This window comes from Ruegeria sp. BE3, from assembly GCF_056538865.1.
Window position 1 is genome coordinate 254,651 of sequence record NZ_JBQFTW010000002.1, and the last position, 21,187, is coordinate 275,837.

23 protein-coding genes are annotated in these 21,187 nt (G+C 60.4%); 9 read left to right on the forward strand and 14 right to left on the reverse strand.

What is annotated here, in order from left to right; translation table 11 throughout:
* Positions 1-50: 50 nt before the first annotated feature.
* Positions 51-1,304: a CAP domain-containing protein gene (locus tag ACR0AZ_RS08645; protein ID WP_480470974.1), complete on the reverse strand. Its 1,254-nt coding sequence runs from the start codon at positions 1,302-1,304 to the stop codon at positions 51-53.
* Between the two features lie 275 nt (positions 1,305-1,579).
* On the reverse strand, positions 1,580-1,786 hold the full coding sequence (rpsU, locus tag ACR0AZ_RS08650; RefSeq protein WP_005614280.1) for a 30S ribosomal protein S21: 207 nt from the start codon (positions 1,784-1,786) through the stop codon (positions 1,580-1,582).
* Positions 1,787-1,897: 111 nt separating this feature from the next.
* On the opposite strand from rpsU, the gene ACR0AZ_RS08655 reads away from it, so the two are divergent.
* Both ACR0AZ_RS08655 and ACR0AZ_RS08660 read left to right on the forward strand, forming a co-directional pair.
* Positions 1,898-2,590, forward strand: a complete 693-nt coding sequence (locus tag ACR0AZ_RS08655; RefSeq protein WP_480470973.1) for a COQ9 family protein — start codon at positions 1,898-1,900, stop codon at positions 2,588-2,590.
* Positions 2,591-2,662: 72 nt separating this feature from the next.
* Complete coding sequence (locus ACR0AZ_RS08660) at positions 2,663-3,649, forward strand: NAD(P)H-quinone oxidoreductase (RefSeq protein ID WP_480470972.1); 987 nt, start codon at positions 2,663-2,665, stop codon at positions 3,647-3,649.
* A 16-nt stretch (positions 3,650-3,665) separates the two neighbouring features.
* On the opposite strand, the gene ACR0AZ_RS08665 is transcribed toward ACR0AZ_RS08660, so the two are convergent.
* Positions 3,666-4,523 (reverse strand): DUF2189 domain-containing protein, encoded by an 858-nt coding sequence (locus tag ACR0AZ_RS08665; protein WP_480470971.1) that lies wholly within the window; start codon positions 4,521-4,523, stop codon positions 3,666-3,668.
* A gap of 198 nt (positions 4,524-4,721) precedes the next feature.
* Here ACR0AZ_RS08665 and ACR0AZ_RS08670 point away from each other — a divergent pair, with 198 nt between their 5' ends.
* A complete protein-coding gene (locus ACR0AZ_RS08670; protein ID WP_480667233.1) occupies positions 4,722-5,705 on the forward strand; it encodes a quinone oxidoreductase family protein in 984 nt (327 codons plus the stop codon).
* 42 nt (positions 5,706-5,747) lie between these two features.
* Here ACR0AZ_RS08670 and ACR0AZ_RS08675 read toward each other — a convergent pair whose 3' ends face one another.
* The 9 genes from ACR0AZ_RS08675 to ACR0AZ_RS08715 all read right to left on the reverse strand — a co-directional run bounded on the left by ACR0AZ_RS08675 (position 5,748) and on the right by ACR0AZ_RS08715 (position 11,614).
* Positions 5,748-6,281, reverse strand: a complete 534-nt coding sequence (locus ACR0AZ_RS08675; RefSeq protein WP_480659207.1) for an outer membrane protein — start codon at positions 6,279-6,281, stop codon at positions 5,748-5,750.
* 260 nt (positions 6,282-6,541) lie between these two features.
* Complete coding sequence (locus tag ACR0AZ_RS08680; RefSeq protein ID WP_480667234.1) at positions 6,542-7,018, reverse strand: YHS domain-containing (seleno)protein; 477 nt, start codon at positions 7,016-7,018, stop codon at positions 6,542-6,544.
* A gap of 171 nt (positions 7,019-7,189) precedes the next feature.
* Positions 7,190-7,465: a hypothetical protein gene (locus ACR0AZ_RS08685; RefSeq protein WP_480470967.1), complete on the reverse strand. Its 276-nt coding sequence runs from the start codon at positions 7,463-7,465 to the stop codon at positions 7,190-7,192.
* Positions 7,462-8,067 carry a glycerol-3-phosphate 1-O-acyltransferase PlsY gene (gene plsY, locus ACR0AZ_RS08690; RefSeq protein ID WP_480470966.1) on the reverse strand — a complete coding sequence of 202 codons (606 nt, stop codon included), beginning with the start codon at positions 8,065-8,067 and terminating at the stop codon, positions 7,462-7,464. Before plsY ends, ACR0AZ_RS08685 begins: the two co-directional genes overlap by 4 nt.
* The gene (gene pyrC, locus ACR0AZ_RS08695) at positions 8,067-9,347 is read right to left on the reverse strand and encodes a dihydroorotase (RefSeq protein ID WP_480470965.1); all 1,281 of its coding nucleotides are present in this window, start codon (positions 9,345-9,347) and stop codon (positions 8,067-8,069) included. The genes plsY and pyrC overlap by 1 nt, the downstream gene beginning before the upstream one ends.
* Positions 9,344-9,796 carry a hypothetical protein gene (locus tag ACR0AZ_RS08700; protein WP_480470964.1) on the reverse strand — a complete coding sequence of 151 codons (453 nt, stop codon included), beginning with the start codon at positions 9,794-9,796 and terminating at the stop codon, positions 9,344-9,346. Before ACR0AZ_RS08700 ends, pyrC begins: the two co-directional genes overlap by 4 nt.
* The gene (locus ACR0AZ_RS08705; protein ID WP_480667235.1) at positions 9,793-10,179 is read right to left on the reverse strand and encodes a hypothetical protein; all 387 of its coding nucleotides are present in this window, start codon (positions 10,177-10,179) and stop codon (positions 9,793-9,795) included. Before ACR0AZ_RS08705 ends, ACR0AZ_RS08700 begins: the two co-directional genes overlap by 4 nt.
* On the reverse strand, positions 10,164-10,682 hold the full coding sequence (locus ACR0AZ_RS08710; protein WP_480470962.1) for a hypothetical protein: 519 nt from the start codon (positions 10,680-10,682) through the stop codon (positions 10,164-10,166). Before ACR0AZ_RS08710 ends, ACR0AZ_RS08705 begins: the two co-directional genes overlap by 16 nt.
* On the reverse strand, positions 10,679-11,614 hold the full coding sequence (locus ACR0AZ_RS08715) for an aspartate carbamoyltransferase catalytic subunit (RefSeq protein ID WP_480470961.1): 936 nt from the start codon (positions 11,612-11,614) through the stop codon (positions 10,679-10,681). The genes ACR0AZ_RS08710 and ACR0AZ_RS08715 overlap by 4 nt, the downstream gene beginning before the upstream one ends.
* A gap of 759 nt (positions 11,615-12,373) precedes the next feature.
* On the opposite strand from ACR0AZ_RS08715, the gene ACR0AZ_RS08720 reads away from it, so the two are divergent.
* From ACR0AZ_RS08720 to ACR0AZ_RS08745, 6 genes are all read left to right on the forward strand, one after another.
* Positions 12,374-13,147 carry a uracil-DNA glycosylase gene (locus ACR0AZ_RS08720; protein ID WP_480667236.1) on the forward strand — a complete coding sequence of 258 codons (774 nt, stop codon included), beginning with the start codon at positions 12,374-12,376 and terminating at the stop codon, positions 13,145-13,147.
* Positions 13,144-13,743, forward strand: coding sequence for a metallophosphoesterase family protein (locus ACR0AZ_RS08725; protein ID WP_480667237.1), 600 nt, complete (start codon positions 13,144-13,146; stop codon positions 13,741-13,743). Before ACR0AZ_RS08720 ends, ACR0AZ_RS08725 begins: the two co-directional genes overlap by 4 nt.
* Positions 13,740-14,360 (forward strand): LysE family translocator, encoded by a 621-nt coding sequence (locus ACR0AZ_RS08730; RefSeq protein WP_480470959.1) that lies wholly within the window; start codon positions 13,740-13,742, stop codon positions 14,358-14,360. Before ACR0AZ_RS08725 ends, ACR0AZ_RS08730 begins: the two co-directional genes overlap by 4 nt.
* Before the next feature lie 6 nt (positions 14,361-14,366).
* Positions 14,367-14,909, forward strand: a complete 543-nt coding sequence (gene moaB, locus ACR0AZ_RS08735) for a molybdenum cofactor biosynthesis protein B (protein ID WP_480470958.1) — start codon at positions 14,367-14,369, stop codon at positions 14,907-14,909.
* 105 nt (positions 14,910-15,014) lie between these two features.
* On the forward strand, positions 15,015-16,472 hold the full coding sequence (locus ACR0AZ_RS08740; protein ID WP_480667238.1) for an efflux RND transporter periplasmic adaptor subunit: 1,458 nt from the start codon (positions 15,015-15,017) through the stop codon (positions 16,470-16,472).
* 5 nt (positions 16,473-16,477) lie between these two features.
* Complete coding sequence (locus ACR0AZ_RS08745; RefSeq protein WP_480667239.1) at positions 16,478-19,879, forward strand: efflux RND transporter permease subunit; 3,402 nt, start codon at positions 16,478-16,480, stop codon at positions 19,877-19,879.
* Here ACR0AZ_RS08745 and ACR0AZ_RS08750 read toward each other — a convergent pair.
* Together ACR0AZ_RS08750 and ACR0AZ_RS08755 are read right to left on the reverse strand one after the other, a co-directional pair.
* Positions 19,846-20,295 carry an NUDIX hydrolase gene (locus tag ACR0AZ_RS08750; RefSeq protein WP_480667316.1) on the reverse strand — a complete coding sequence of 150 codons (450 nt, stop codon included), beginning with the start codon at positions 20,293-20,295 and terminating at the stop codon, positions 19,846-19,848. The two genes, ACR0AZ_RS08745 and ACR0AZ_RS08750, sit on opposite strands and share 34 nt — an antisense overlap.
* Before the next feature lie 4 nt (positions 20,296-20,299).
* A complete protein-coding gene (locus ACR0AZ_RS08755) occupies positions 20,300-21,112 on the reverse strand; it encodes a protein-disulfide reductase DsbD domain-containing protein (RefSeq protein ID WP_480667240.1) in 813 nt (270 codons plus the stop codon).
* Positions 21,113-21,187: the final 75 nt, after the last annotated feature.

Here is a 21,187-nt window from a genome sequence, read left to right on the forward strand (position 1 = left end):
GGCATAAAAGTGGCGCGGGAGAACTGATCCCCCGCGCCTGAATTGTGACATTAGCCGAAATCGAACGCGCAGTTCATTTCGTAGGTGAAGACGTTGCAGAAATCGTCCGTCGTATCCTCAAACGCGGTTTCGACGGTCTCGGTGACGTCTTCGAACATGTCCGCGCCGGGCACGAAGTCAAAATCATCAAGCTCGGGCGTCTTGGCCTGCTGTACCGGGGCCCAGTCGAACTGATCGAAACGGGCCTGAAGCGCGTTTACGAAAGATTCGATCTCGGCCAGGAAAGCCGCCACATCGAAGCAAGCCATATCGGGCATATCATCTTCGACGCTGTCGGTGTCAGGCGTTTCCGGCTCTGGCTCTTCGACTTCCGTGACATCGGTCTCAGGAACTGCGGGTTCCTCATTTTCTTCATCGATGGGATCCTCGACTTCGGTCACGTCGGTTTCCGGGGTTTCCGGTTCAGGCTCATCGACCTCTTCCACCGGGGCATCGGGCTCTGGCTCTTCAACCTCGGTCACGTCAGTTTCGGGGGTCTCATCTGACGGCTCTTCGGTTTCAGTCACATCCGTGTCCGGGGTCTCATCTGACGGTTCTTCGGTCTCGGTTACATCTGTGTCCGGGGTTTCATCCGAAGGTTCTTCCGTCTCGGTCACGTCGGTATCCGGCGTCTCGTCCACGGGGTCTTCTGTTTCTGTAACGTCGGTCTCCGGTGTTTCGACCACCGGCTCCTCGGTCTCAGTGACATCGGTTGCGGGTGTTTCGGGTTCAGGCGGAGTGACAACCTCTTCCTCGGGCTCGGCCACTTCGTCGACCGGCGGGGTTACGGGTGGGGTCGTGCCGTCCGTATCCAGCATGACTTCGGCCTGAGTGGTGGCGAAGTTCTGGGTAACCATGACCGCGTCAAAGCCCCGCATGTCACCGGTTTCGATCCCGATGCCGATATATTTGAAATCGGGATTCAGGATGTTGGCACGGTGGCCGGGGCTGTTCATAAGGTTTTCGTGCAGCTGGGCCACATCATCGCTGATGCCCGGCGCGCCGCGTTCCGATTGCCACGCGATGTTCTCGCCAGTGCGCCAACTGCCCGATAGATCGAACCCCGCCGCCTGCATGCGCTGCGTTGCGGATGAACCACCCGCTCCCGTGTGGCTGAAGCGGTCGGTATCCAGCATCCAGGCGCTGTGGTCCTCGGATGATTCATTCAATTGAGTCTCAAGTTGCAGGGGGTCTAACCCGCGGGATGTGCGCTCTTGGTTAATCAGCGCCAGCATTTCCCGCTCGACCGTGCTTGCTGTCGACATCAGTGCCTCCGTTTTGTTGTGTCTGAGTGGACGGGCTCAGATAGCGGGGAGGTGAAGACAGTTGATAGGGGCGCAGTCCGAATGAGCGTTTTTCGGCGAGGGAATGCAACTGCACCGCGATTCGATGCGCTGCAATATGCCGACTGTGGGCAATGTGGCCAAATCGGCAAGTTACCGCGTCTAAGCGGTGCGTCACCTGTCCTGAAACGACAAACCCCCGGGCGAAGCCTCGGGGGTCGTCAAATAGTGTCATCCAAAGCTGGACGAGGAAAGTCTTAGAGCAGACCTTCGCGCTGGGCTTTCTTGCGTGCCAGTTTACGGGCACGACGAATCGCTTCAGCTTTCTCGCGCGCTTTTTTCTCGGACGGTTTCTCGAAATGTTGCTTCAGCTTCATTTCACGGAACACGCCTTCGCGCTGCAGCTTTTTCTTCAGGGCACGAAGCGCCTGATCGACGTTATTGTCGCGAACACTAACCTGCATGTGGTTGTCACCACCTTTCTAGATAGAGTTGCAAGGAAATTGCAGGAAGTGGCCGTATAGCAAAGCGCGCCTAACTTGTCTAGTACTGGACCCGCAGACCGGAGACCCGATATGACCGCCACTTATGAAGACACCAAAGAACAGCTTTTGGACGCTATGCTGAACCATGTGCCGTTCGACGGTTGGTCCGAAACCAGCTTTCGCGCGGCGATTGCCGATTGCGACCTGGATGCGGGACTGGCCCATGCAATCTGCCCGCGCGGCGCCGTTGATCTGGCGCTGGCCTTTCACGCGCGCGGTGACCAAGCGATGCTGGAGCGGATCAAGACCGAGGATCTGAGCGAGCTGAAGTTTCGCGACAAGATTGCCGCCGCCGTCCGATTCCGTCTGCAAGCGGTCGACGACAAAGAGGCCGTGCGGCGTGGTATGACGCTGTTTGCATTGCCGATCTACGCCGCAGACGGGGCCAAGGCGATCTGGGGTACCTGCGATCTGATCTGGGACGCATTGGGCGACAGCTCGGATGACGTAAACTGGTACACCAAACGCGCGACTTTGTCGGGCGTGTATTCCTCGACCCTGCTGTATTGGCTTGGCGATGACAGCCCGGGCTATCAAGCGACATGGGAATTCCTTGATCGGCGGATCGAAGGAGTGATGCAGTTCGAAAAGCTCAAGGCGCAGGTGAATGGCAATCCGCTTTTGAAACCGTTCCTGGCCGTACCCAATTGGCTGGCCGGTCAGGTGAAGGCTCCGGTGAAGATGCCCGATAACCTGCCCGGTTCGCTGTCATCCGGAAAATAGTCGCAGCGCTTTCACTTGCTGCTGGGCCTCTGCGCTACTGCCTGCTAGGCAATAGGCAAAGGAGATATGTCCATGACCCAGACAATGCGTGCTGTCGAAATCACCCAACCCGGTGGTCCGGATGTTTTGCAGGTGACTGAACGCCCCATTCCGAAACCCGCCGAGGGTCAGGTGATTCTGAAGGTGGCCTATGCCGGGGTGAACCGTCCGGACGCGCTGCAGCGGGCCGGGGCCTATGATCCGCCGCCGGGGGCAAGCGATCTTCCGGGTCTGGAAGCTTCGGGCGAGGTGGTTGCAATGGGCTCGGGCGTCGAAGGTCTGGCCGTGGGCGATCAGGTCTGCGCGCTGTTGCCGGGCGGTGGCTATGCCGAATACGTCGCCACGCCCGCCGCGCATTGCCTGCCGGTGCCTGCGGGCATGGGTTTGAAAGAAGCGGCCTGCCTGCCTGAGACCTTCTTTACCGTCTGGTCCAACGTATTCACGCGCGGTGGGTTGAAAGCAGGGGAACGTTTTCTGGTCCATGGTGGTTCCAGCGGGATCGGAACGACCGCAATTCAGTTGGCCAACGCATTTGGCGCTCGGGTCTTTGCAACGGCTGGCTCGGCTGAGAAATGCGAGGCTTGCCTTAAGCTTGGGGCGGAAAAGGCAATCAATTATCGCGATGAGGATTTCGTGGCTGCGATGCGCGCAGAAGGTGGCGCGAATCTGATCCTAGACATGGTGGGGGGTGATTACATCCCGCGCAACGTCAAGGCTCTGGCCGAGGATGGGCGGCTGGTTCAGATCGCCTTTCTGCAAGGCCCTGTAGTCGAGCTGAATTTTGCCCTGATGATGGTCAAGCGACTGACCCTGACCGGCAGCACCCTGCGCCCGCAAAGCGATCTGGCCAAGGCGCGTATTGCGCAGGATCTGCGTGAGGCCGTCTGGCCCTTGCTTGAGGCGGGGAAGGTCGGCCCGGTGATGGATTCCGAGTTTGAGCTGGCCGACGCCGCAGCCGCGCATGCGCGGATGGAAAGCTCAGGCCATATCGGCAAGATCGTCCTCAAGGTTGCTGACTGATCTGGCCTCCGGGTGGTCAGGCGACCGCCCGGCGATACAGGTGCCATGTGGCGTGGCCGAGGATTGGCATCACGACGATCAGCCCCAACAGCATCGGGATTGCGCCCAGTACCAACATGGCCGCTACGATTGCGCCCCATGTCAGGATCACGCGCGGATTGTGTCGCAGCACGCGGACAGAGGTTACGACGGCCACCGGCACGCCCACCTTCTTGTCCAGAAGCAACGGAAAGCTGACCACGCTGAGCGCCAGCGCGATCAACGCGAAGATAAAGCCCGTTGTCGTTCCGACCAGAATCATCGCCCAACCTGCGCTGGTGGTGAAGATGTCGGTCACGAAACTCGTAATCGAAGCTGGAGGCTCAGGCCCGAGCGTTTGCGCATAGATGCTCTGCGCGACCATCAGCCAAATCAGCAACAGCATGACCAGATAGAACCCCAGCGCCAGAATTGCACCGAATGAGGGCGAGCGGAAAACACCAAACGCATCAAGCCAATGGACCTCGCCGCCCTGTTCCCGCTTGCGACTGATTTCATACAGACCAACGGCCGCGACAGGTCCGACCAGCGCAAAGCCCGCAATCAGTGGGGCCAGCAAAGGCACCATGTCTTTGTTGAGCCCGATTCCGAACATCAAAAGCCCGGCTATCGGGTAGATCAGGATCACAAAAACCGCATCTGCGCGGGTTTGCAAAAAGTCCTCATACCCCGCCTTCAGACAGGCGCGCAGATCCTGCAGGGTCAGCGTGTGCACAACCGGCATTGCACTGGTATCCGCGCTGCCGATTTCGCTGACCGATTCCGCCATATGGTCGCCGGTTGCCCGCATCTGACGGGCGACCCAGCTAACTGGATTTCCGATTGTCTTGTCCATGATCATCCCCTTCCCTGGCATGGATATGCGGCGGGATGCATCCGGTGAGACGTGCGGTCGTGACCGGATCACCCGGCTACGTCTGGAGATAGTATAGCATATTTTGCAAAAACTTGCCCGATCAACCCTGCGCGACCGCAAGGATTGCCCTGTCGCACAGGCGTGTTAGCTTTGTTTCAAAAGGAAACGGAGGCATTCATGCAGCAAACAGCACGCACAGTCGTCATTCACGAAACCGGCGGACCCGAGGTCCTGCGGATCGAGGATCGCCCGTTGGGTGAGCCGGGCCCCGGCGAGGTGCGCATTCGACATCACGCCTGCGGTTTGAACTTCATCGATGTGTATCAACGCAGCGGGCTTTATCCGCTGGAATTGCCTCACGCTTTGGGTATGGAAGCGGCGGGTGTGGTCGAAGCTGTTGGCGAAGGTGTCACCCATCTTGTACCCGGCCAGCGCACCGCCTATGCCGCAGGACCATCCGGAGCCTATTCCGAGGCACGCGTGATGCCTGCCGCGCAGGTCTGTCCGCTGCCCGAGAGTATCTCGTTCCGCTCTGCCGCCGCGATGATGCTGAAGGGCATGACGGTAGAATATCTGTTCCATCGTACGACACCGTTGAAGCGCGGCGATACGGTGCTGTTCCACGCTGCTGCCGGGGGTGTGGGTCTGATCGCCTGCCAATGGGCGAAATCCGAGGGGATCACGCTGATCGGCACCGCCGGGACGGATGAGAAATGTAGCCTTGCACAGTTCAACGGGGCCGCACATTGCATCAACTACCGGACCGAGGATTTTGAGCAGCGCGTCGCCGAAATCACCGGCGGCAAGGGTGTTGATGTCGTTATGGATTCAATTGGCGCGGATACGTTCGAGGGGTCTCTGAACTGCCTCAAACCGCTGGGCATGATGATCTCGTTCGGTAATGCGTCGGGGCCGGTTCCGGCTTTCGATCTGGGAATGCTGGCGCAAAGGGGATCGCTAAAGATCACCCGTCCGACACTGTTCACCCATATTGCCGACCATTCCGTTTGTCAGGCGATGGCGCGTAGGTTGTTTGGCAAGGTGGAAGGGCGCGAGGTCAAGATCCATGTGGACCAGCAATTCCCGCTGGATCAGGTTGCCGATGCCCACCGCGCGCTTGAGGCGCGCCAGACCACCGGCAGTACGGTTCTGGAACCGTAGGGGGCTGAGCCCGGCTTGTGCGCCGGGCTCCATAATCTGACCTCAGAACCGATAGGCAACGCGAATTTGGAACGTGGTGGCGTCGACATCCACTCCGGATGAATTGAAGTCATCAAACTCGTGGTACAGCAACTCACCACCGACGCTGATATTCGGGGCCACGATCTGTTCATAGCCGGCGCCAATGAACCAACCGTTGTCGCTGCCCAGCGTGTCGGTATCCGCATCAGCATAGCCCGCGGTCCCATAAAGCAGCCCTTGCGGGTTCACCTTGTAGCCCGCGCGTGCCTTGATGCGCCAGACGTTCTCGACCGTGGCCGCACCTGACAGGTCCACATCGGTCCAGTCATAGTCGAAGCCACCACCAACAACCCAGTCGCCCAGATCGTAATCGTAACCCAGAACGATACCGCCGATCAGGCCATCCCCGTTCACGCCGGACAGGTTGGTATCGATATCGGCATACCCCAACTGCGCACCGCCGTAAAATCCGGTCCAGTTGCCCGAGGCTTGCGCCATTGCTGATCCCGCCGCCAGAGTCGCGACAGTCGTGAAAATCGCCAGTTTACCTGTCATTCTTTATCCTTTCGCTCAGAACCCGGCCGCAGCATGTCATCGCGTGGCCATATCGATAGATACGGTCCGACCCTCGGGCCGGATCATTGAATATTCTGCTATTCCGAACAGTGTGCGCATGGCCTGCTTGCCTGGCAGCGCTGGCCCGTTGCCATCGGGCGCTTATCTGCTGGATCAGATAGGTCCCGAGCAGAGGGTCTTCAAACGACAAACGGCGGCGGATACGATCCGCCGCCGATGCACTGGATTTAATCAGCGGATTACTGCTCTTGCAGTTCCGCAGGGGTCTTGTGAGCGATGTCTTTCCAGTTGGCGTCGGCGCGCTCGTTGAAGCCGGGGATGTCGCCTTCCCAGCGTTCCTGAATGTCGGCCGACAGGTTCAGATACAGTTTGTTGTCAACGATCTTCCAGTAGTTCGGGTCACCGTCGAACTTGAAGCCCATCGCGGTGCCGAAGGCGCAGTAGCCGCCATATGCGGGCAGGTACGCCTCTGGGTTCGCTTCGAAGGCTGCCTTGTTTTCTTCCGAAGCAAAGCGGTACAGCGCTTCATTGTGCAGCGCGGTGATCTTGTAGCTGCCTTTGGTGGCTTCGCCGACGGTGAAGTAGGCAACCGGGTCATAGCCCTGCAGCGCCAGACCGGTCGAGCTTGCGTTCAGTTCAACGCCAGCGGCCAGAGCGGTGCTTGCGACGGCAACGGACAGTGCGACACCGCCGATGAGGGATTTGAACTTGTTCATTGTGTTCACCTTTCGTGAATAGGCTCGCGTTCGAGCAACTCAATTTTGCTCCGGCGAACCGGATTTGTTTTTGCGAAGCCGGTAATTGGCTGTCACAGCACACAATTGGGCAGTGCTCTGTTCACGTTCAAAGCAATCAATTGTGATTGTGCACGCGCGAATAGAACCTGTTCATTCGCGCACGTCAGGGACCAGCGCGAGAACGAAGGCCGCCACCTTTTCGGCAGACATCTCGCAGGGGCGCAACAGTGCCCCACTGTTGCGTGTCAGATAGAGGTTCAGGCTGATATAGTCCGGTCCGCCAAGCTCGTGCGCCACCAGTTTGTGCGACTTTCCACGCGCCATGATCTGGTGAGACACGACATAGCGCCGGTTGTCGGCGATCCCGGTGAATGTACCTGTCGGCAGGTCGGCCAGAGCGTTTGCGACGCGCTCCGACAGGGTCACGATTTGCCGATTTTGGGCTCGGTCCCGGCCTTGATCCGGGCCAGATTGGCGCTGTGCCGCCAGTAGACCAGCAGGGTCAGCACGATCCCCAGAATGAATGTGCTGCCATCGGTCAGCACCATGATCCACGTTGTTGACAGCGCCGCGCCAGCCAGGGCGCCAACTGACGAAATGCGCCAGATCGCAGCGGCCACCAGCCAGGTCGCGCAGCAGGCAAGGCCGACGCGCCAGTCCAGCGCCAGCCAGATGCCCAGAAACGTGGCGACGCCCTTACCGCCCCTGAAGCTCAACCAGACCGGAAAGCAATGGCCGAGGAAGGCCATCAGGGCTGCGATCTGCGCGGCGTCTTCTCCGACCATTGCCCGCGCCAGCAGTACCGCGACCGCCCCCTTGGCTGCATCCAGCAGTAGTGTCAGCGCCGCAGCCGCCTTATTGCCGGTCCGTAGCACATTCGTCGCGCCGATATTGCCCGACCCGATATTACGCAGATTGCCCAGCCCCATCACTTTGGCGATGACCATTCCAAACGGGATCGATCCCATCAGGTAGCCCAGAACCGCCCACAGGATCAGCTGGGTCATTGTGCTGTCGAAAAGGGGCATCAGGCTCTCCGGTAGACTTCGTTTCCGGCCACATAGGTTGCGGTGACCTTACCCTGCATACGCTGATCGTCAAATGGAGTGTTCTGCGATTTGGATTTCAACGCAAACCGATCCAGCACAAAAGGCACATCCGGGTCGAACAGCACCAGATCGGCAGGCGCACCCTCGGCCAGGCGGCCACTTTCCAGACCCAGCCGTTTCGCAGGGTTCAACGCCATGGCGCGGAACAGGGTCGGCAGGTCCAGCTGTTCGGAATGATACAGGCGTAACGCCGCAGGCAGCAGAGTCTCCAGCGCGACTGCGCCCGAGGCTGCCTCTTCAAACGGCAGGCGTTTGCTTTCCTCGTCCTGCGGGGTGTGCATCGAGCTGATCGTGTCGATCAACCCGCTTCGCACCGCCTCGATCACGGCCTGCCGGTCATCTTCCGACCGCAGCGGAGGCTTCACCTTGAAGAAGGTGCGATAGTCGGCCACGTCCAACTCATTCAGCGTCAGATGGTGGATCGAGGTCCCAGCGGTAATATCCAGCCCGTTCCGCTTGGCGCGTTCGAGCGCAGGCAGTGCGCGGGCAGTGGTGATCTGATCGGCATGGTAGGCCGCGCCTGTCATCTCCAGCAGAGCGATATCGCGGTCAAGCCCCATGCGTTCGGCCATGGGCGACACGGCAGGTAAACCGCGCAGAGCCGCAAACTTGCCGCTGGTTGCTGCGGCACCGCCGCTGAGCCCTGGCTCCTGCGGATGCGCAATCACCAGTGCGCCGCAGGACTTCGCATAAGTCAGGGCGCGCGAGAACACCTTGGTATTGGTGATGACATGGTCGCAATCGGTAAAGGCCACGGCGCCTGCGTCCTGCAGAAAACCGATCTCGGTCATTTCGCGCCCCTCGCGCCCCTTGGTCAGTGCGGCCATCTGCAACACATTGACGGGCGCATCCGCCTGCGCGCGCCGGGTCGCGAATTCCAGCGTCTCGGGCGTGTCGACTGAAGGCAGCGTATCGGGGCGGGTGACGATGGTGGTCACCCCTCCGGCAGCCGCCGCGAGACCAGCGGATTTGTAGCTTTCCTTGTGCCGCTCGCCGGGTTCGCAGACCTTGACGCCGATATCGACGATACCGGGGGCGAGGCATTGCCCGCCGCAGTCAATCACCTGCGCTTCCGTGGTCGGAGCTTCGCCCTCGCCACGCGCCACGATCCGGCCATCGGTGACCCGCAACCAGCCGGTGCTGTCTGTACCCTCCTCGGGATCAATCAGGCGAGCGTTGGTGAAAACTAAAGATGTCATGTGGAGGCCTCGCGGGCTTGGTGCAGCGCCTTCATAGCGGCATCGGGGTCAGCAAGATGATCAAATGAAAAAAACGGGTGCCGATTGAATAAGATAGTGCGGCGTCCGGTTCGGAAGTTGAGAAACTGATCGATCTTTAAGTTTTTGGTCTTCAGCTCTTTGTTGAGTACCCACGCATTGTGCGAGGTTACTACATACATGCGTTGTGCCCGAACAAAACGGTCTGCCCACATCGTGACAGGCAAGATCAAAGTGCCGCAGATGAGTTTCCAGAAGTCTCTAACTGTGTCAAATATCCAAGGGCTGGCAAGCCACAAAGCAGTTAACCCGAGAAGCCCAGCTTTGTAGGCCCAACCGTATCGGGGTGGGAAAAACCCTTGATCCGGTTGCCCAAACCACAGAACTTCTTCAGTTTCGGGTATGCTTTTGCGCCACCACTCGTCACTCATGCCATGGCCCTTTCGATTGCGGCTTTGGTGGCTGCGGGATCTGCTTGATACTTGATCAGGTGCTTGTCGCCGCCCTTGGTGACGATCTGGACGAAACTGCCCATCGTGTTGACGGCCTCAATCTGGTTCAACGCCACTTTGCGCGGGCCGGGGCCGGTAAAGGTGGTGTCTGTCATCTCCCAAGTGGCGGTCAGCTCTTCCGAGGCCAGGTACCACGCGCGGAAGCCGATCGCGGCCAGGCCCGCAGGCGCGCCGGTCCAGACGTATGGATTGCCGATCAACCAGAGCACCACCATTGCGCCTGCCATCGCAAGGGCGGCCAGCCAGGTATTGGTGCGGATATAAGCACCTTTATCAGGGGTGAAGATCACAGGATCAGCCACAAAGCACCTCCGATGACAACCAGGATTAGCAAAGCAATGATTGACGAGCCGAAGCGGTGTGGTGTGTCATCGGTCGGCATGGTCTGTGGGGCCGAGAATGGCTTGGCGCTTTCGGTCTCAATTGTGCCGCCGGTCCAGTTGGTCGCCTCTTCGGTGAAGAGTCCTATCAGATGCAGGCGGGGGTCAGGTGAAAGTGTGGCCGACCGGCCGCCGAATGCGGCGCTGCGCAAGACCATTACCCAGCCTTCAATGGCCTCCAGCCTCGGGCGGTCCAACTGGTCTTCGGAAACGCCACAGCCTTCGCTGAGATAGCCATAGAGTCCGAGGTCTTCGAGGTCGGATACCGGAAAGATATCGATCTGTTCAGGATCCAGCCCTTTGACGCCCAGCACCTGATCGACAGCCCCCGGTTCACGCAGGAATTTCGCCTCTTCCGGACGCATGTCCAGCGAGAACAGGCGGATCACGCCGCGTTCGTGGGGGGCAATGGTCAGATTGCTCATGCAGCTTCTCGCATATTGCGCGCCAGCAGATCCATGGTGGCCATGCGGACGGCGACGCCCATCTCGACCTGTTCCTGAATGACGGACCGGTTGATGTCATCTGCCAGCGTACCGTCGATCTCGACCCCGCGGTTCATGGGGCCGGGGTGCATGACGATGGCATCGGGTGTGGCCAGCGCCAGCTTTGCAGCATTCAGACCGTAGCGGTGATAGTATTCGCGTTCCGATGGGATGAAGCCGCCGTCCATCCGTTCTTTCTGAAGCCGCAGCATCATCACAACGTCGACGTCTTTCAGACCCTCATTCATGTCGTCATAGATCTCGGCCCCGAACTCAGCGAAGTGAGACGGCACCAACGTCGGCGGGCCAATCAGTCGGATGCGATTCTCCATCTTGCCCAGCAGGATAAGGTTCGAGCGCGCGACGCGCGAATGCGCCACATCTCCGCAAATCGCGATGTTCAGCCGGTGCAGACGACCCTTGGCCCGGCGGATGGTCAGCGCGTCCAGCAGGGCTTGCGTCGGGTGTTCATGCCGCCCATCGCCCGCATTCAGCACGGCGCAGTTTACCTTCTGCGCCAGCAGGTCCACTGCCCCGGAATGGGGGTGCCGCACCACCAGCAGATCGGGATGCATCGCGTTCAACGTCATTGCCGTATCAATCAGCGTCTCGCCTTTTTTGATCGAGCTTGCCTGCATCGCCATGTTCATCACATCCGCGCCCAAACGCTTGCCCGCCAGTTCGAAACTGGCTTGCGTGCGGGTAGAATTCTCAAAGAACATGTTGATCTGCGTCAGCCCCGACAGCACATCCGAATGCTTGGTCGATTGCCGGTTCAGATCGACATAGGTTTCAGCCAGATCGAGGATAGCGGTGATATCGGATTGCGACAGATGCTCGATGCCAAGAAGGTGACGATGGGCGAAACGCATGGGCGGGCTCCTGTCTGACAATCGGACCGCTTATAGGAAGCCACGCGGGCAGAGGCAACCTAAGGTTCCGACCCTTCGGGCAGTTTCTCGCACCCGCCTTCAGGCAGGCATTGCTCGCCGGGTTTGCACCATTTGCCATAGCCGCAATCGATAGCCTTGATCGGCACGCACCCTTGATGGGTCGAGCATTTGAAGCCGGGGCGACATTGCGAACCGGTTTCCTCGCACAAAAACCAGCCGGGTCTCGAGCATCCACCGCCGGGCAGGCACGAGGAACCTGACCCACAGGTGCGTCCATCCGCGCAGGTGGTGGCTGGTGCGGGATCGATATCCGGAGTGCTGCGCTCACATTCGCCGCGCCCGTTGCAGAAGCTGCCTCCTGGGCAATCCAGACGTGAGGTACATTTATTCGCCCCCGCCGGGGCACAACGGGTTCCTCCTGCCACGCAGCGCTCGAACGGGCCGCAGGTACGACCGCCACCGCAATAAGTGTGACCTGGGGGAATACAGCGGCCATCGAAACTGCAGCGTTGGCCAGCAGGGCAACAATTGCGACCGCATTGCAGTTGGCCGGCGCGGCACTGCCCCTGCCGGTCGTGAAAGCTCGCCTGCGCAGGGTCGCTGGCGAGGGTCAGCAACAGTCCGATCAGAAGGATTCGTAGGATCAAGAGCATGAATAACCGTATGGTCGACCTCAGAAGGGGCTGTGGCAAGGTCTATTCGCTTTCCCTCGATCAAAAGCTGGTTAGATTGAGAGCTATGGAATCGGGCTTGGACTATCATACCGCGCGGGCGCTGCTGGAGTGGCAGATTGAGCTGGGCGCAACTGACGCGATCGCGGATGCGCCGATCGATCGCTATGGGCTGCCGGACAAAGCGCCCAAGGCCAAAAAGCCCGCCTCAGTGAAGTCAACTGCGCCATCCGAGGCACCCGAAAAGGTTGATCCTGCAGAGGTTGCGCAGCACGCAGCGAAAGCCGCCGGGACGCTGACCGAATTGCACGCTGCGATGGAGTCCTTCGGGTTGTGCGACCTGAAACGCGGCGCGCGGCAGTTGGTGTTCGCTGACGGCACGCCTGGCGCGCGGGTGATGATCATCGGCGAGGCACCCGGGCGCGATGAAGATCGCGAGGGCAAGCCCTTTGTCGGACGCGCCGGGCAGTTGCTGGACCGGATGCTGGCCGCGATTGATCTGGACAGGCGTGAGAACGTTTATATCACCAATGTGCTGCCGTGGCGGCCGCCGCAGAACCGAGATCCCAAGCCGGAAGAGATCGGCATGATGAAGCCGTTTCTGGAACGCCATGTGGCGCTGGCCAAGCCCGAGGTTCTGGTGGTGATGGGCAATATCAGCTGTCAGGCGGTGCTGGGCAAACGCGGCATCACCCGTCTGCGCGGCAACTGGGATCAGGCGCTGGGCCTGCCGGTGATCCCGATGTTTCACCCCGCCTACCTGCTGCGGCAACCGCAGATGAAGCGGCAGGCCTGGGCTGATCTGCTGGACCTGCAAGCGCGGCTGGGGGCCGGGGCATGAGGGTTCTGGCGTTTTCTGACCTGCACATGGCGCGCAACCGGGCCGCCGATCTGGTCGCCGCCAGCGCCGAGGCCGATCTGGTCATCGGGGCCGGAGATTTCTGCAATGGACGAAGCGGGTTGGATGAGGCGATGGATATGCTTTCAGGTATCGCCGCGCCGCTGGTTCTGGTGCCCGGCAATGCCGAAAGCGCCGAGGAACTGACCGCCGCCGCACCCGACGGTGCACATGTTCTGCACGGAACGGGCATGACCCTTGATGGTTTGCGCCTGTTTGGTCTGGGTTATGGCGTGCCCGTGACCCCATTTGGCGACTGGTCTTGTGATCTGACCGAAGCGGAGGCAGCAGAGCTGCTGAATCGTTGCGAAGCCACAGATGTCCTTATCGTGCATTCTCCGCCCAAGGGGCATGGCGATACCACTTCGCAAGGCCTGTCCGTGGGATCGGTTTCTGTGCGGGACGCAATTGAACGGCTTCAACCAACTCATGTCTTTTGCGGGCATATCCATGACAGCTGGGGCTATCGCGGCACGATCGGGCGCAGCCAGATCGCCAACCTGGGCCCCAAAATACATTGGTTCGAGGTGAACACATGATCGAAACGGTCACCCTTTTGGCCTTCATTCCGGCCGCGCTGGCGCTGAATTTCACACCCGGCGCAGATATGATGTTTTGTTTCGGTCAGGGCTTGCGCGCGGGTCCGCGTCCGGCGCTTGCCGCAAGTGCTGGGGTCGCTGTGGGTGGCATGGTACACGTCCTGATTGCTGGTCTCGGCCTTGGCGCTGCAGTCGCGACGCTGCCGTGGCTGTTCGATGTGATCCGCTGGATGGGCGTTGCTTATCTGCTCTATCTCGCGTGGGGGGCGATCCGGAAGGGGGCGGTTTCGGGCGACGCCCCAAGTAAACCGAAGCATTTCGCGTTTCGCGACGGGATGATTGTGAACCTTACCAACCCCAAGGTGATCCTGTTCGTGCTGGCCTTCATCCCGCAATTCGTAAACCCAGCGCTGGGCTCGGTTCTGGTGCAGTTCCTGATCCTCGGTGCCATTATCGCGCTGGGCGGTTTTGTGGTGAATGGCCTGGTGGGTCTGTTTGCCGGTGGCGCCGGACGGATGCTGATTTCTAACCCGCGCGCCTCGCGCATCATGGGCTGGGTAACGGGGGGGATTTTCACCGCCCTCGCCATCCGGCTTGCCATCATGGAAAGGGCCTGACGTCATATGTCACGCATTGACGAAAGCATGGAGTTCATTCCCGTCCGCATCGCTGTTCTGACCGTGTCAGACACCCGATCTCTGGCCGAAGACCGCTCAGGCCAGACGTTGGTGGATCGGATCGAGAAGGCGGGCCATTCGGTGGCGGATCGCAAGATAATTCAGGATGAACGCGCCCAGATTTCCGACCAATTGCGTAAATGGATCGCGGACCCTGAAATCGACGTTGTGATCTCGACCGGCGGCACGGGTCTCACGGGTCGTGACGTGACGGTTGAGGCACATCGGGACGTCTACGAAAAAGAGATTGAGGCCTTTGGCACTGTCTTCACCATCGTGTCGATGGAAAAGATCGGAACGTCGGCGGTGCAATCCCGCGCCACGGGTGGCGTGGCGGGCGGGACATACCTGTTTGCACTGCCGGGCAGCCCGGGCGCGTGCAAGGACGCATGGGACGCGATTCTCGAGAAACAGTTCGATTATCGCCACCGGCCCTGCAATTTCGTGGAAATAATGCCCAGATTGGACGAACATCTGCGACGGAAGTAGACTGGTTCTGCGTTCAACGCATCATAACCGCTTTGTGGCTTGGCATTTTTTACGACCCGGCTACCTTTGCGGAAGGCAGCATGTGCGACCCGAGGTAAGTGACCGATGCGATTTCTGCGGCAAAGCCTTGTTGGGGTGTTCCTGGCGTTTCTGACGCTGGGCCTGTTGATTGTTGCCGCGCAGATGATCTCGGGCGCGGTGCAGGATGTGCTAACCAAAGACAAGCAGGCCCCGGAGGCGCGGGAACGTATCTTCGCCGTGAGTGTCCGCACCGCCGAGCCGGAAACCGTCACGCCTTATCTGGAAGCATTCGGACAGATTCAAAGCCGCCGCCGGTTGGAGCTGCGGGCGGCATTGGGCGGGCGCGTTGTGTCACTGGCCGAAGATTTCGAAGACGGCGGCACCGTGACCGCTGGCGAGCTGCTGGTCGAGCTTGACCCGGCCGATATGCAATCGGCATTAGACCGCGCAAAATCCGATCTTCTGGATGCCCAGTTTGAAGAGCGGGATGCCGAACGCTCTCTGCTGCTGGCGCAGGACGAGTTGAAATCAGCAGAAGCGCAGGCTGAACTGCGCGACCGGGCGCTGCAGCGTCAACAGGACCTGCAGACTCGCGGCGTCGGCGCAGCTGCCAGCGTCGAAGAGGCGGAACTGGCCGCAACATCTGCTCATCAGGCGGTTCTGGCGCGCCGGATTGCATTGGCGCAAGCCGAATCTCGGGTGGATCAGGCGACCACTCTTTTCGCCCGCGCCCGCATTGCTCTGGAAGGGGCCGAACGCGATTTGGAGGATATGTCGATCCATGCCGGATTCGATGGGACGCTGACCGAAGTCACGCTGGTCGAAGGGCGTCTGGTAGCGGCCAACGAAAAACTGGCTGAACTGGTGGACCCCAACGCGCTTGAGGTCGCATTCCGTGTCTCAACTGCCCAGTTCGTGCGCCTGCTTGATGCCGAGGGTGATCTGATCTCCGCTCCGGTCACAGTCTCGCTTGAGGTCACTGGCACCGATCTGACCGCCAGAGGCCGGATCAGCCGGGACAGCGGTGCCGCGGGTGAAGGACAGACGGGGCGGTTGATATACGCCCGTCTCGACGATGCGCCCGGCTTCAAGCCGGGGGATTTCGTCACCGTTTCGATCGAGGAACAACCGCTCGACAATGTTGTACGTCTGCCATCCTCCGTTCTGGATGCTGCGGGCAATGTGCTGGTGCTTGGCCCGGATGACCGGCTGGAGCCTCTGGCCGTACAATTGATCCGCCGTCAGGGCGATGAAGTGTTGATACGTGGCGACGGTCTGGAAGGTCGGGAAGTGGTGATTGGCCGGACCCCATTGCTGGGCTCGGGCGTGCGGGTGCGGCCCCTGCGGATTGAGGCGAGCGCCGAAGTTGACCCGCGCATGGTTGAGCTTTCGGATGAAAAGCGCGCCCAGCTTGTCGCGCAGGTCGAAGCCAGCGATGCGATGTCACAGGAAGACAAAGCGCAAATGCTGGGTCAGCTGAGTGAGGCGAAGGTGCCCGCTGCCCTCGTGCGCCGTCTTGATGACAATCGGGCCGGGGGCTAGGCGCTATGATCCGCGATATTCCCAACGCGGCGGGCGGTATCCTGAGTTATTTCACCCGGCACCGGACAGCGGCCAATCTGCTGCTGCTGGTCATGCTGGTGCTGGGTATCGCAGCGATCCCCAACATGCGGGCACAATTCTTTCCCGACGTTATTCTTGAACGCGTCGATGTGGATGTCGAATGGGAGGGCGCAGGTCCCGAAGATGTCGATAATGGCATCATCCAATTGCTGGAACCGGCGCTGCTGGCTGTTGAAGGCGTCGCGAGTACCGAATCCACCTCACGTGAAGGCTCGGCACGGGTTCGGCTGGAGTTTGAGCCGAACTGGGACATGTCCCGCGCGGTTGAGGAGGTGCGGACTGCCGTCGACAGCGTGACCAACTTGCCCGAAGATGCCGAAGAACCGACCATCCGGCGCGGGGCGTGGCGGGATCGCGTGACGGATGTGGTCATCACCGGCCCTATCGAGGCCGAGCAGCTGGCCAAGTTCACCGATGAGCTGATCAGCCGCCTGTTTGCCGTCGGCGTTACGCGCACCACGATCCGGGGTCTGGCCGCTCCGCGTGTTGTGGTCGAGGTGCCCACTGCGCAGCTGATTGCCAATGATATATCGCTCTCGGAGGTCGCCGAGGCGATTGCCGCCGAGGTCACGGCAAACCCTGCTGGTGATGTCACGGGCGCCAATGCGCGCATCCGGACCGGCATCGAGAAGCGTACCCCGGAAGAGATTGAAGGTATCGCTCTGCGCAACTTTGCCGATGGTTCAAAGCTGGTTGTTGGCGATGTGGCGCAGATCCGGGTCGAGGGCGTCACGCGCAATCGCAGCTATTTCGTGGGCGACAATCCGGCCATGTCGATCCGCGTTGACCGCTCGAATCTGGGTGACGCCATCGGCATTCAGCGCTCGGTCGAGGACGTGGTGGCCGAAATGCAGGCCAGCCTGCCCGAAGGCATCACGGTCGAGTTGATCCGCACCCGCGCGCAGGCCATCACCGACCGACTGGATATTCTGGTAGACAATGGGCTGGTAGGCCTCGGGCTGGTGGTCTGCCTGCTTTTCCTGTTCCTCAACGCGCGCATCGCCTTTTGGGTGGCCGCAGGTATTCCGGTTGCGATGTCTGCGGCGATTGCGCTGATGTATCTGGGTGGGTTGTCGCTGAACATGGTGTCGCTGTTTGGTCTGATCATCACGCTGGGCATCGTCGTCGATGACGCCATTGTCGTGGGGGAGCACGCCGATTTCCGCGCCCGCCGTCTGGGCGAGGCCCCAATGATCGCCGCCGAACGCGCCGCCCGGCGCATGGCGATGCCGGTGTTTGCGGCAACCATCACAACAGTCATCGCCTTCTTCGGCCTGACCGCCATCGGTGGCCGGTTCGGAGAACTGATCCGCGACATCCCCTTCACGGTCATTGCTGTTCTGATTGCTTCGTTGATCGAGTGCTTTCTGATTCTGCCGAACCATATGGCGCATGCCATCACACATTCGGCCAAGGAACATTGGTATGACTGGCCAAACCGCATCGTGAACAAGGGGTTCCGCTGGGTACGCGATCATCTGTTCCGTCCACTGGTCGCCTGGGTGGTCTGGGCGCGATATGTGGTGGTTGCGTTAATGGTGGTTATTCTGGCCAGCCAGATCGCGCTGTTCATCCGGGGCGACGTGAACTGGCGGTTCTTCAACGCGCCGGAACGCGGCTCAGTCACCGGTAATTTCATCATGGTCGAAGGTGCCACCCGCGCCGACACGCTGGAAATGATGCGCATGGTGCAGCATGCCACCGAGGAACTGGGCCAGATCTACGAAGAGCGCCATGGTCGTAACCCAATCGAATATGTTCTGGCCGAGGTCGGCGGCTCTGCCGGGTATGGCCTGCGCGCAGCAGACGGCAAGGATGGTGATCTGCTGGGCGGTATCTCGATCGAATTGATTGACGCCGATCTGCGCCCCTATTCCAGCTTCGAGTTTGTGGGTGAGCTGCAGGATTTTGTGCCGCGCCACCCCAAGGTCGAATTGCTCAGCTTCCGCGGCTGGCGTTCGGGGCCGGGCGGTGACGCGATCGATGTGGAGTTCTTTGGGGCGGATGTAAACACGCTGAAATCCGCGTCCGAGGACCTGCAGGCGGCATTGTCGAAATACCCTGAGGTCTCGGCACTCGAGGACAATCTGGCCTATGACAAGGAAGAGTTCATTCTGGATCTGACCGCGCAAGGTCAGGCGCTGGGCTTCCGTATTGAGACGCTGGGCCGGGTGCTGCGAAACCGTCTGAACGGGATCGAGGCGGCCACCTTCCCCGACGGTCCACGCAGTGCCGAAATCCGGGTGGAACTGCCCGAAGGCGAGCTTACCGCTGACTTCCTTGAACGCACGCTGATGCGGACGCCTGATGGGGTCTATGTGCCGCTGGCTGATATCGTATCAGTCGAACGGAAATCGGGGTTCTCGACCGTCCGGCGTGAAAACGGCCTGCGCGTGATCTCGGTGAATGGCGATATTTCCGAGGATGATCCGGCGCAGGCCGCCGAAATCGCACGAGCCATGCGCGAAGAGATTCTGCCCAACATTGCCGCCGAACGCCAGGTCGAATGGCGCATGGCCGGTCTGAGCGAGCAGGAGGATGAATTCCTGTCCGAGGCGCGGACCGGGCTGATCCTGTGTCTGACCGGGATTTATCTGGTGCTGGCCTGGGTCTTTGCCAGCTGGACGCGACCTCTGGTGGTGATGGCGATTATCCCCTTTGGCCTCGTGGGTGCGATCTGGGGGCATTACCTGTGGGGCGTGCCGCTGAGCATGTTCACCGTCGTTGGACTGTTGGGCATGACCGGAATCATCATCAATGACTCGATCGTGTTGGTGACCACGATTGACGGATATCAACAGGAACGCGGGCTTGTGCCGTCGATTGTCGAAGGCACGGCTGACCGATTGCGGCCCGTGATGCTGACCACCCTGACCACAGTGCTGGGTCTGACGCCGTTGATGTACGAAAGCTCACAGCAGGCGCAGTTCCTGAAACCGACGGTAATCACTCTGGTCTACGGGCTGGGCTTTGGCATGGTGCTGATACTGTTGCTGGTGCCTGCGTTGCTGGCCATCCTAAACGACGTTTCGCGGCCCATGACCTCGATGCGACGTGCCTTGCGCGCGCCGGATCGGGTGGTGCGTATCGCTGTGCGCACAACAGGCGTTGCATTGGCGGTCTGGTTGGGTGCCTCGATGATCTGGCCCGCGGTGACAGGCGCGCCTTTGGCGTTGCTTTCTGGATTCTATCCAGCTGCCGAAGGCCCAAGCGTTTTGCAGATGGGTTTTGGTGTCTTCGCGGTCGGAGCGGTGCTGATCCTGCTGTTGGGTGTGGTGTTGTCCAGCGTGCTCTATGCGCGCCTGTCTGAGCGGTCCGCTGCCTGATCGGTGGCCAAGGCAAGTTGCAGCAGGTCGGGCACCCGGTCGCTCATCGGAAGGTCCCCGGTCATAATCATTTCGACTGGAAACCACCGCGCATCCCGAGCGTCATCCGCTGCGACCGGCGTGCCCGACATATAGCTGCACGCCACACCAACCAGCAAGTAATGCGCCCGCACCTGCCCATCGCTATCGCGCAACAGCAGGTCGAGATTGTCGAGATAGGCCAGAGGCTCGGCGATAACGCCGGTTTCTTCCCGCAATTCACGGGTGGCGGCGTCCAGAACGGTTTCACCCCATTCCACATGGCCGCCGGGAAATCCCCAAAGACCCGCATCGGGTTGCTTGTTACGCTGCACCAACAGCACTTGATTGTCGTGTAGCACGACCGCCAAAGCACCGATCTTTGGGGTTTGGCTCATCCGGTCAGCCTGCGCTGCACCCTTGTATGTCCACGGCATGGTTCGCGCCAAGAACGGTGATGCGCACCTCAGACCGATCCAATGCAAATGGCCCGCCCGAGGCACTGATGACCTCTGAGCTTGCGATCAGAGTATTGCCTTGGCGGCGTGTCTCGGGTTGCGATGCCCAAAGCGCCGGATTGCCCGGTTCGATGACGGCGAATTCGGCCCCGCCCGCAGAGGGCATGGTGATATGCGCCTCGATCTGCATCCCGTCCGCGGTCGGTGTCAAATGGCAGGTTGCACCTGCCACACCGGCCTCACGCTCGGAAAACGGGCGCTGGGCGAGGGCGGCAGCGATGGCCGGATTGCGCCCGGCCGCGGCATCCAGCGTGTGATCGAAATCCAGTCGACCGGGCACACAGACATCCTTGCAAACGCCCAGATCCATCTCACCGCGCAAACGCACAGGTTTAGCCGGGTTCATGGGGGTGATTTCGACCGGCAGCACCAGCTGATCCTCATACCCGACCGAGCGCAGGCCGTTCTGGTCAAACACATGCGGCGCGGGCCATGTGATCGCGACATCCGCGACATTGCCGGAACCGTTCCAGTCAAACTGCGGCGGAATGCCTGCATCGCCCGGCGCACGCCAATAGGTCTTCCACCCATCCTTGAGCGTCAGGCGCAAAGCCCCCTGATAGGTACCCTCGGAGGTCTTGCCGCCGTCCAGCACCTCAAGCTGCACCAGATTGTCGAGCCCTTGCGCGAGGGCAGGGGAGCCGATGCAAAAGGTGGCGGCCAGCACGGCTGCAGTGGGTTTCCAAAGCGTTTTCATATGCAGAACATGCGCATTTCGGGCGTGAATTCCAAGTCACGTTCCGGTCACTTAGCTGAAATGCACGGAAATCCG

Coding starts and splice junctions, on each gene's coding strand:
- plsY (WP_480470966.1), bottom strand. CDS start 8,067: ATGCCCCTTTTCGACAGCACAATGACCCAGCTGATCCTGTGGGCGGTT.
- ACR0AZ_RS08725 (WP_480667237.1), top strand. CDS start 13,144: ATGAGGGTTCTGGCGTTTTCTGACCTGCACATGGCGCGCAACCGGGCC.
- ACR0AZ_RS08665 (WP_480470971.1), bottom strand. CDS start 4,523: ATGGACAAGACAATCGGAAATCCAGTTAGCTGGGTCGCCCGTCAGATG.
- ACR0AZ_RS08645 (WP_480470974.1), bottom strand. CDS start 1,304: ATGTCGACAGCAAGCACGGTCGAGCGGGAAATGCTGGCGCTGATTAAC.
- ACR0AZ_RS08740 (WP_480667238.1), top strand. CDS start 15,015: ATGCGATTTCTGCGGCAAAGCCTTGTTGGGGTGTTCCTGGCGTTTCTG.
- ACR0AZ_RS08750 (WP_480667316.1), bottom strand. CDS start 20,295: ATGAGCCAAACCCCAAAGATCGGTGCTTTGGCGGTCGTGCTACACGAC.
- ACR0AZ_RS08730 (WP_480470959.1), top strand. CDS start 13,740: ATGATCGAAACGGTCACCCTTTTGGCCTTCATTCCGGCCGCGCTGGCG.
- ACR0AZ_RS08700 (WP_480470964.1), bottom strand. CDS start 9,796: ATGAGTGACGAGTGGTGGCGCAAAAGCATACCCGAAACTGAAGAAGTT.
- ACR0AZ_RS08710 (WP_480470962.1), bottom strand. CDS start 10,682: ATGAGCAATCTGACCATTGCCCCCCACGAACGCGGCGTGATCCGCCTG.
- ACR0AZ_RS08655 (WP_480470973.1), top strand. CDS start 1,898: ATGACCGCCACTTATGAAGACACCAAAGAACAGCTTTTGGACGCTATG.
- ACR0AZ_RS08670 (WP_480667233.1), top strand. CDS start 4,722: ATGCAGCAAACAGCACGCACAGTCGTCATTCACGAAACCGGCGGACCC.
- ACR0AZ_RS08720 (WP_480667236.1), top strand. CDS start 12,374: ATGGAATCGGGCTTGGACTATCATACCGCGCGGGCGCTGCTGGAGTGG.
- ACR0AZ_RS08660 (WP_480470972.1), top strand. CDS start 2,663: ATGACCCAGACAATGCGTGCTGTCGAAATCACCCAACCCGGTGGTCCG.
- pyrC (WP_480470965.1), bottom strand. CDS start 9,347: ATGACATCTTTAGTTTTCACCAACGCTCGCCTGATTGATCCCGAGGAG.
- ACR0AZ_RS08715 (WP_480470961.1), bottom strand. CDS start 11,614: ATGCGTTTCGCCCATCGTCACCTTCTTGGCATCGAGCATCTGTCGCAA.
- ACR0AZ_RS08755 (WP_480667240.1), bottom strand. CDS start 21,112: ATGAAAACGCTTTGGAAACCCACTGCAGCCGTGCTGGCCGCCACCTTT.
- ACR0AZ_RS08745 (WP_480667239.1), top strand. CDS start 16,478: ATGATCCGCGATATTCCCAACGCGGCGGGCGGTATCCTGAGTTATTTC.
- ACR0AZ_RS08680 (WP_480667234.1), bottom strand. CDS start 7,018: ATGAACAAGTTCAAATCCCTCATCGGCGGTGTCGCACTGTCCGTTGCC.
- rpsU (WP_005614280.1), bottom strand. CDS start 1,786: ATGCAGGTTAGTGTTCGCGACAATAACGTCGATCAGGCGCTTCGTGCC.
- ACR0AZ_RS08675 (WP_480659207.1), bottom strand. CDS start 6,281: ATGACAGGTAAACTGGCGATTTTCACGACTGTCGCGACTCTGGCGGCG.
- moaB (WP_480470958.1), top strand. CDS start 14,367: ATGTCACGCATTGACGAAAGCATGGAGTTCATTCCCGTCCGCATCGCT.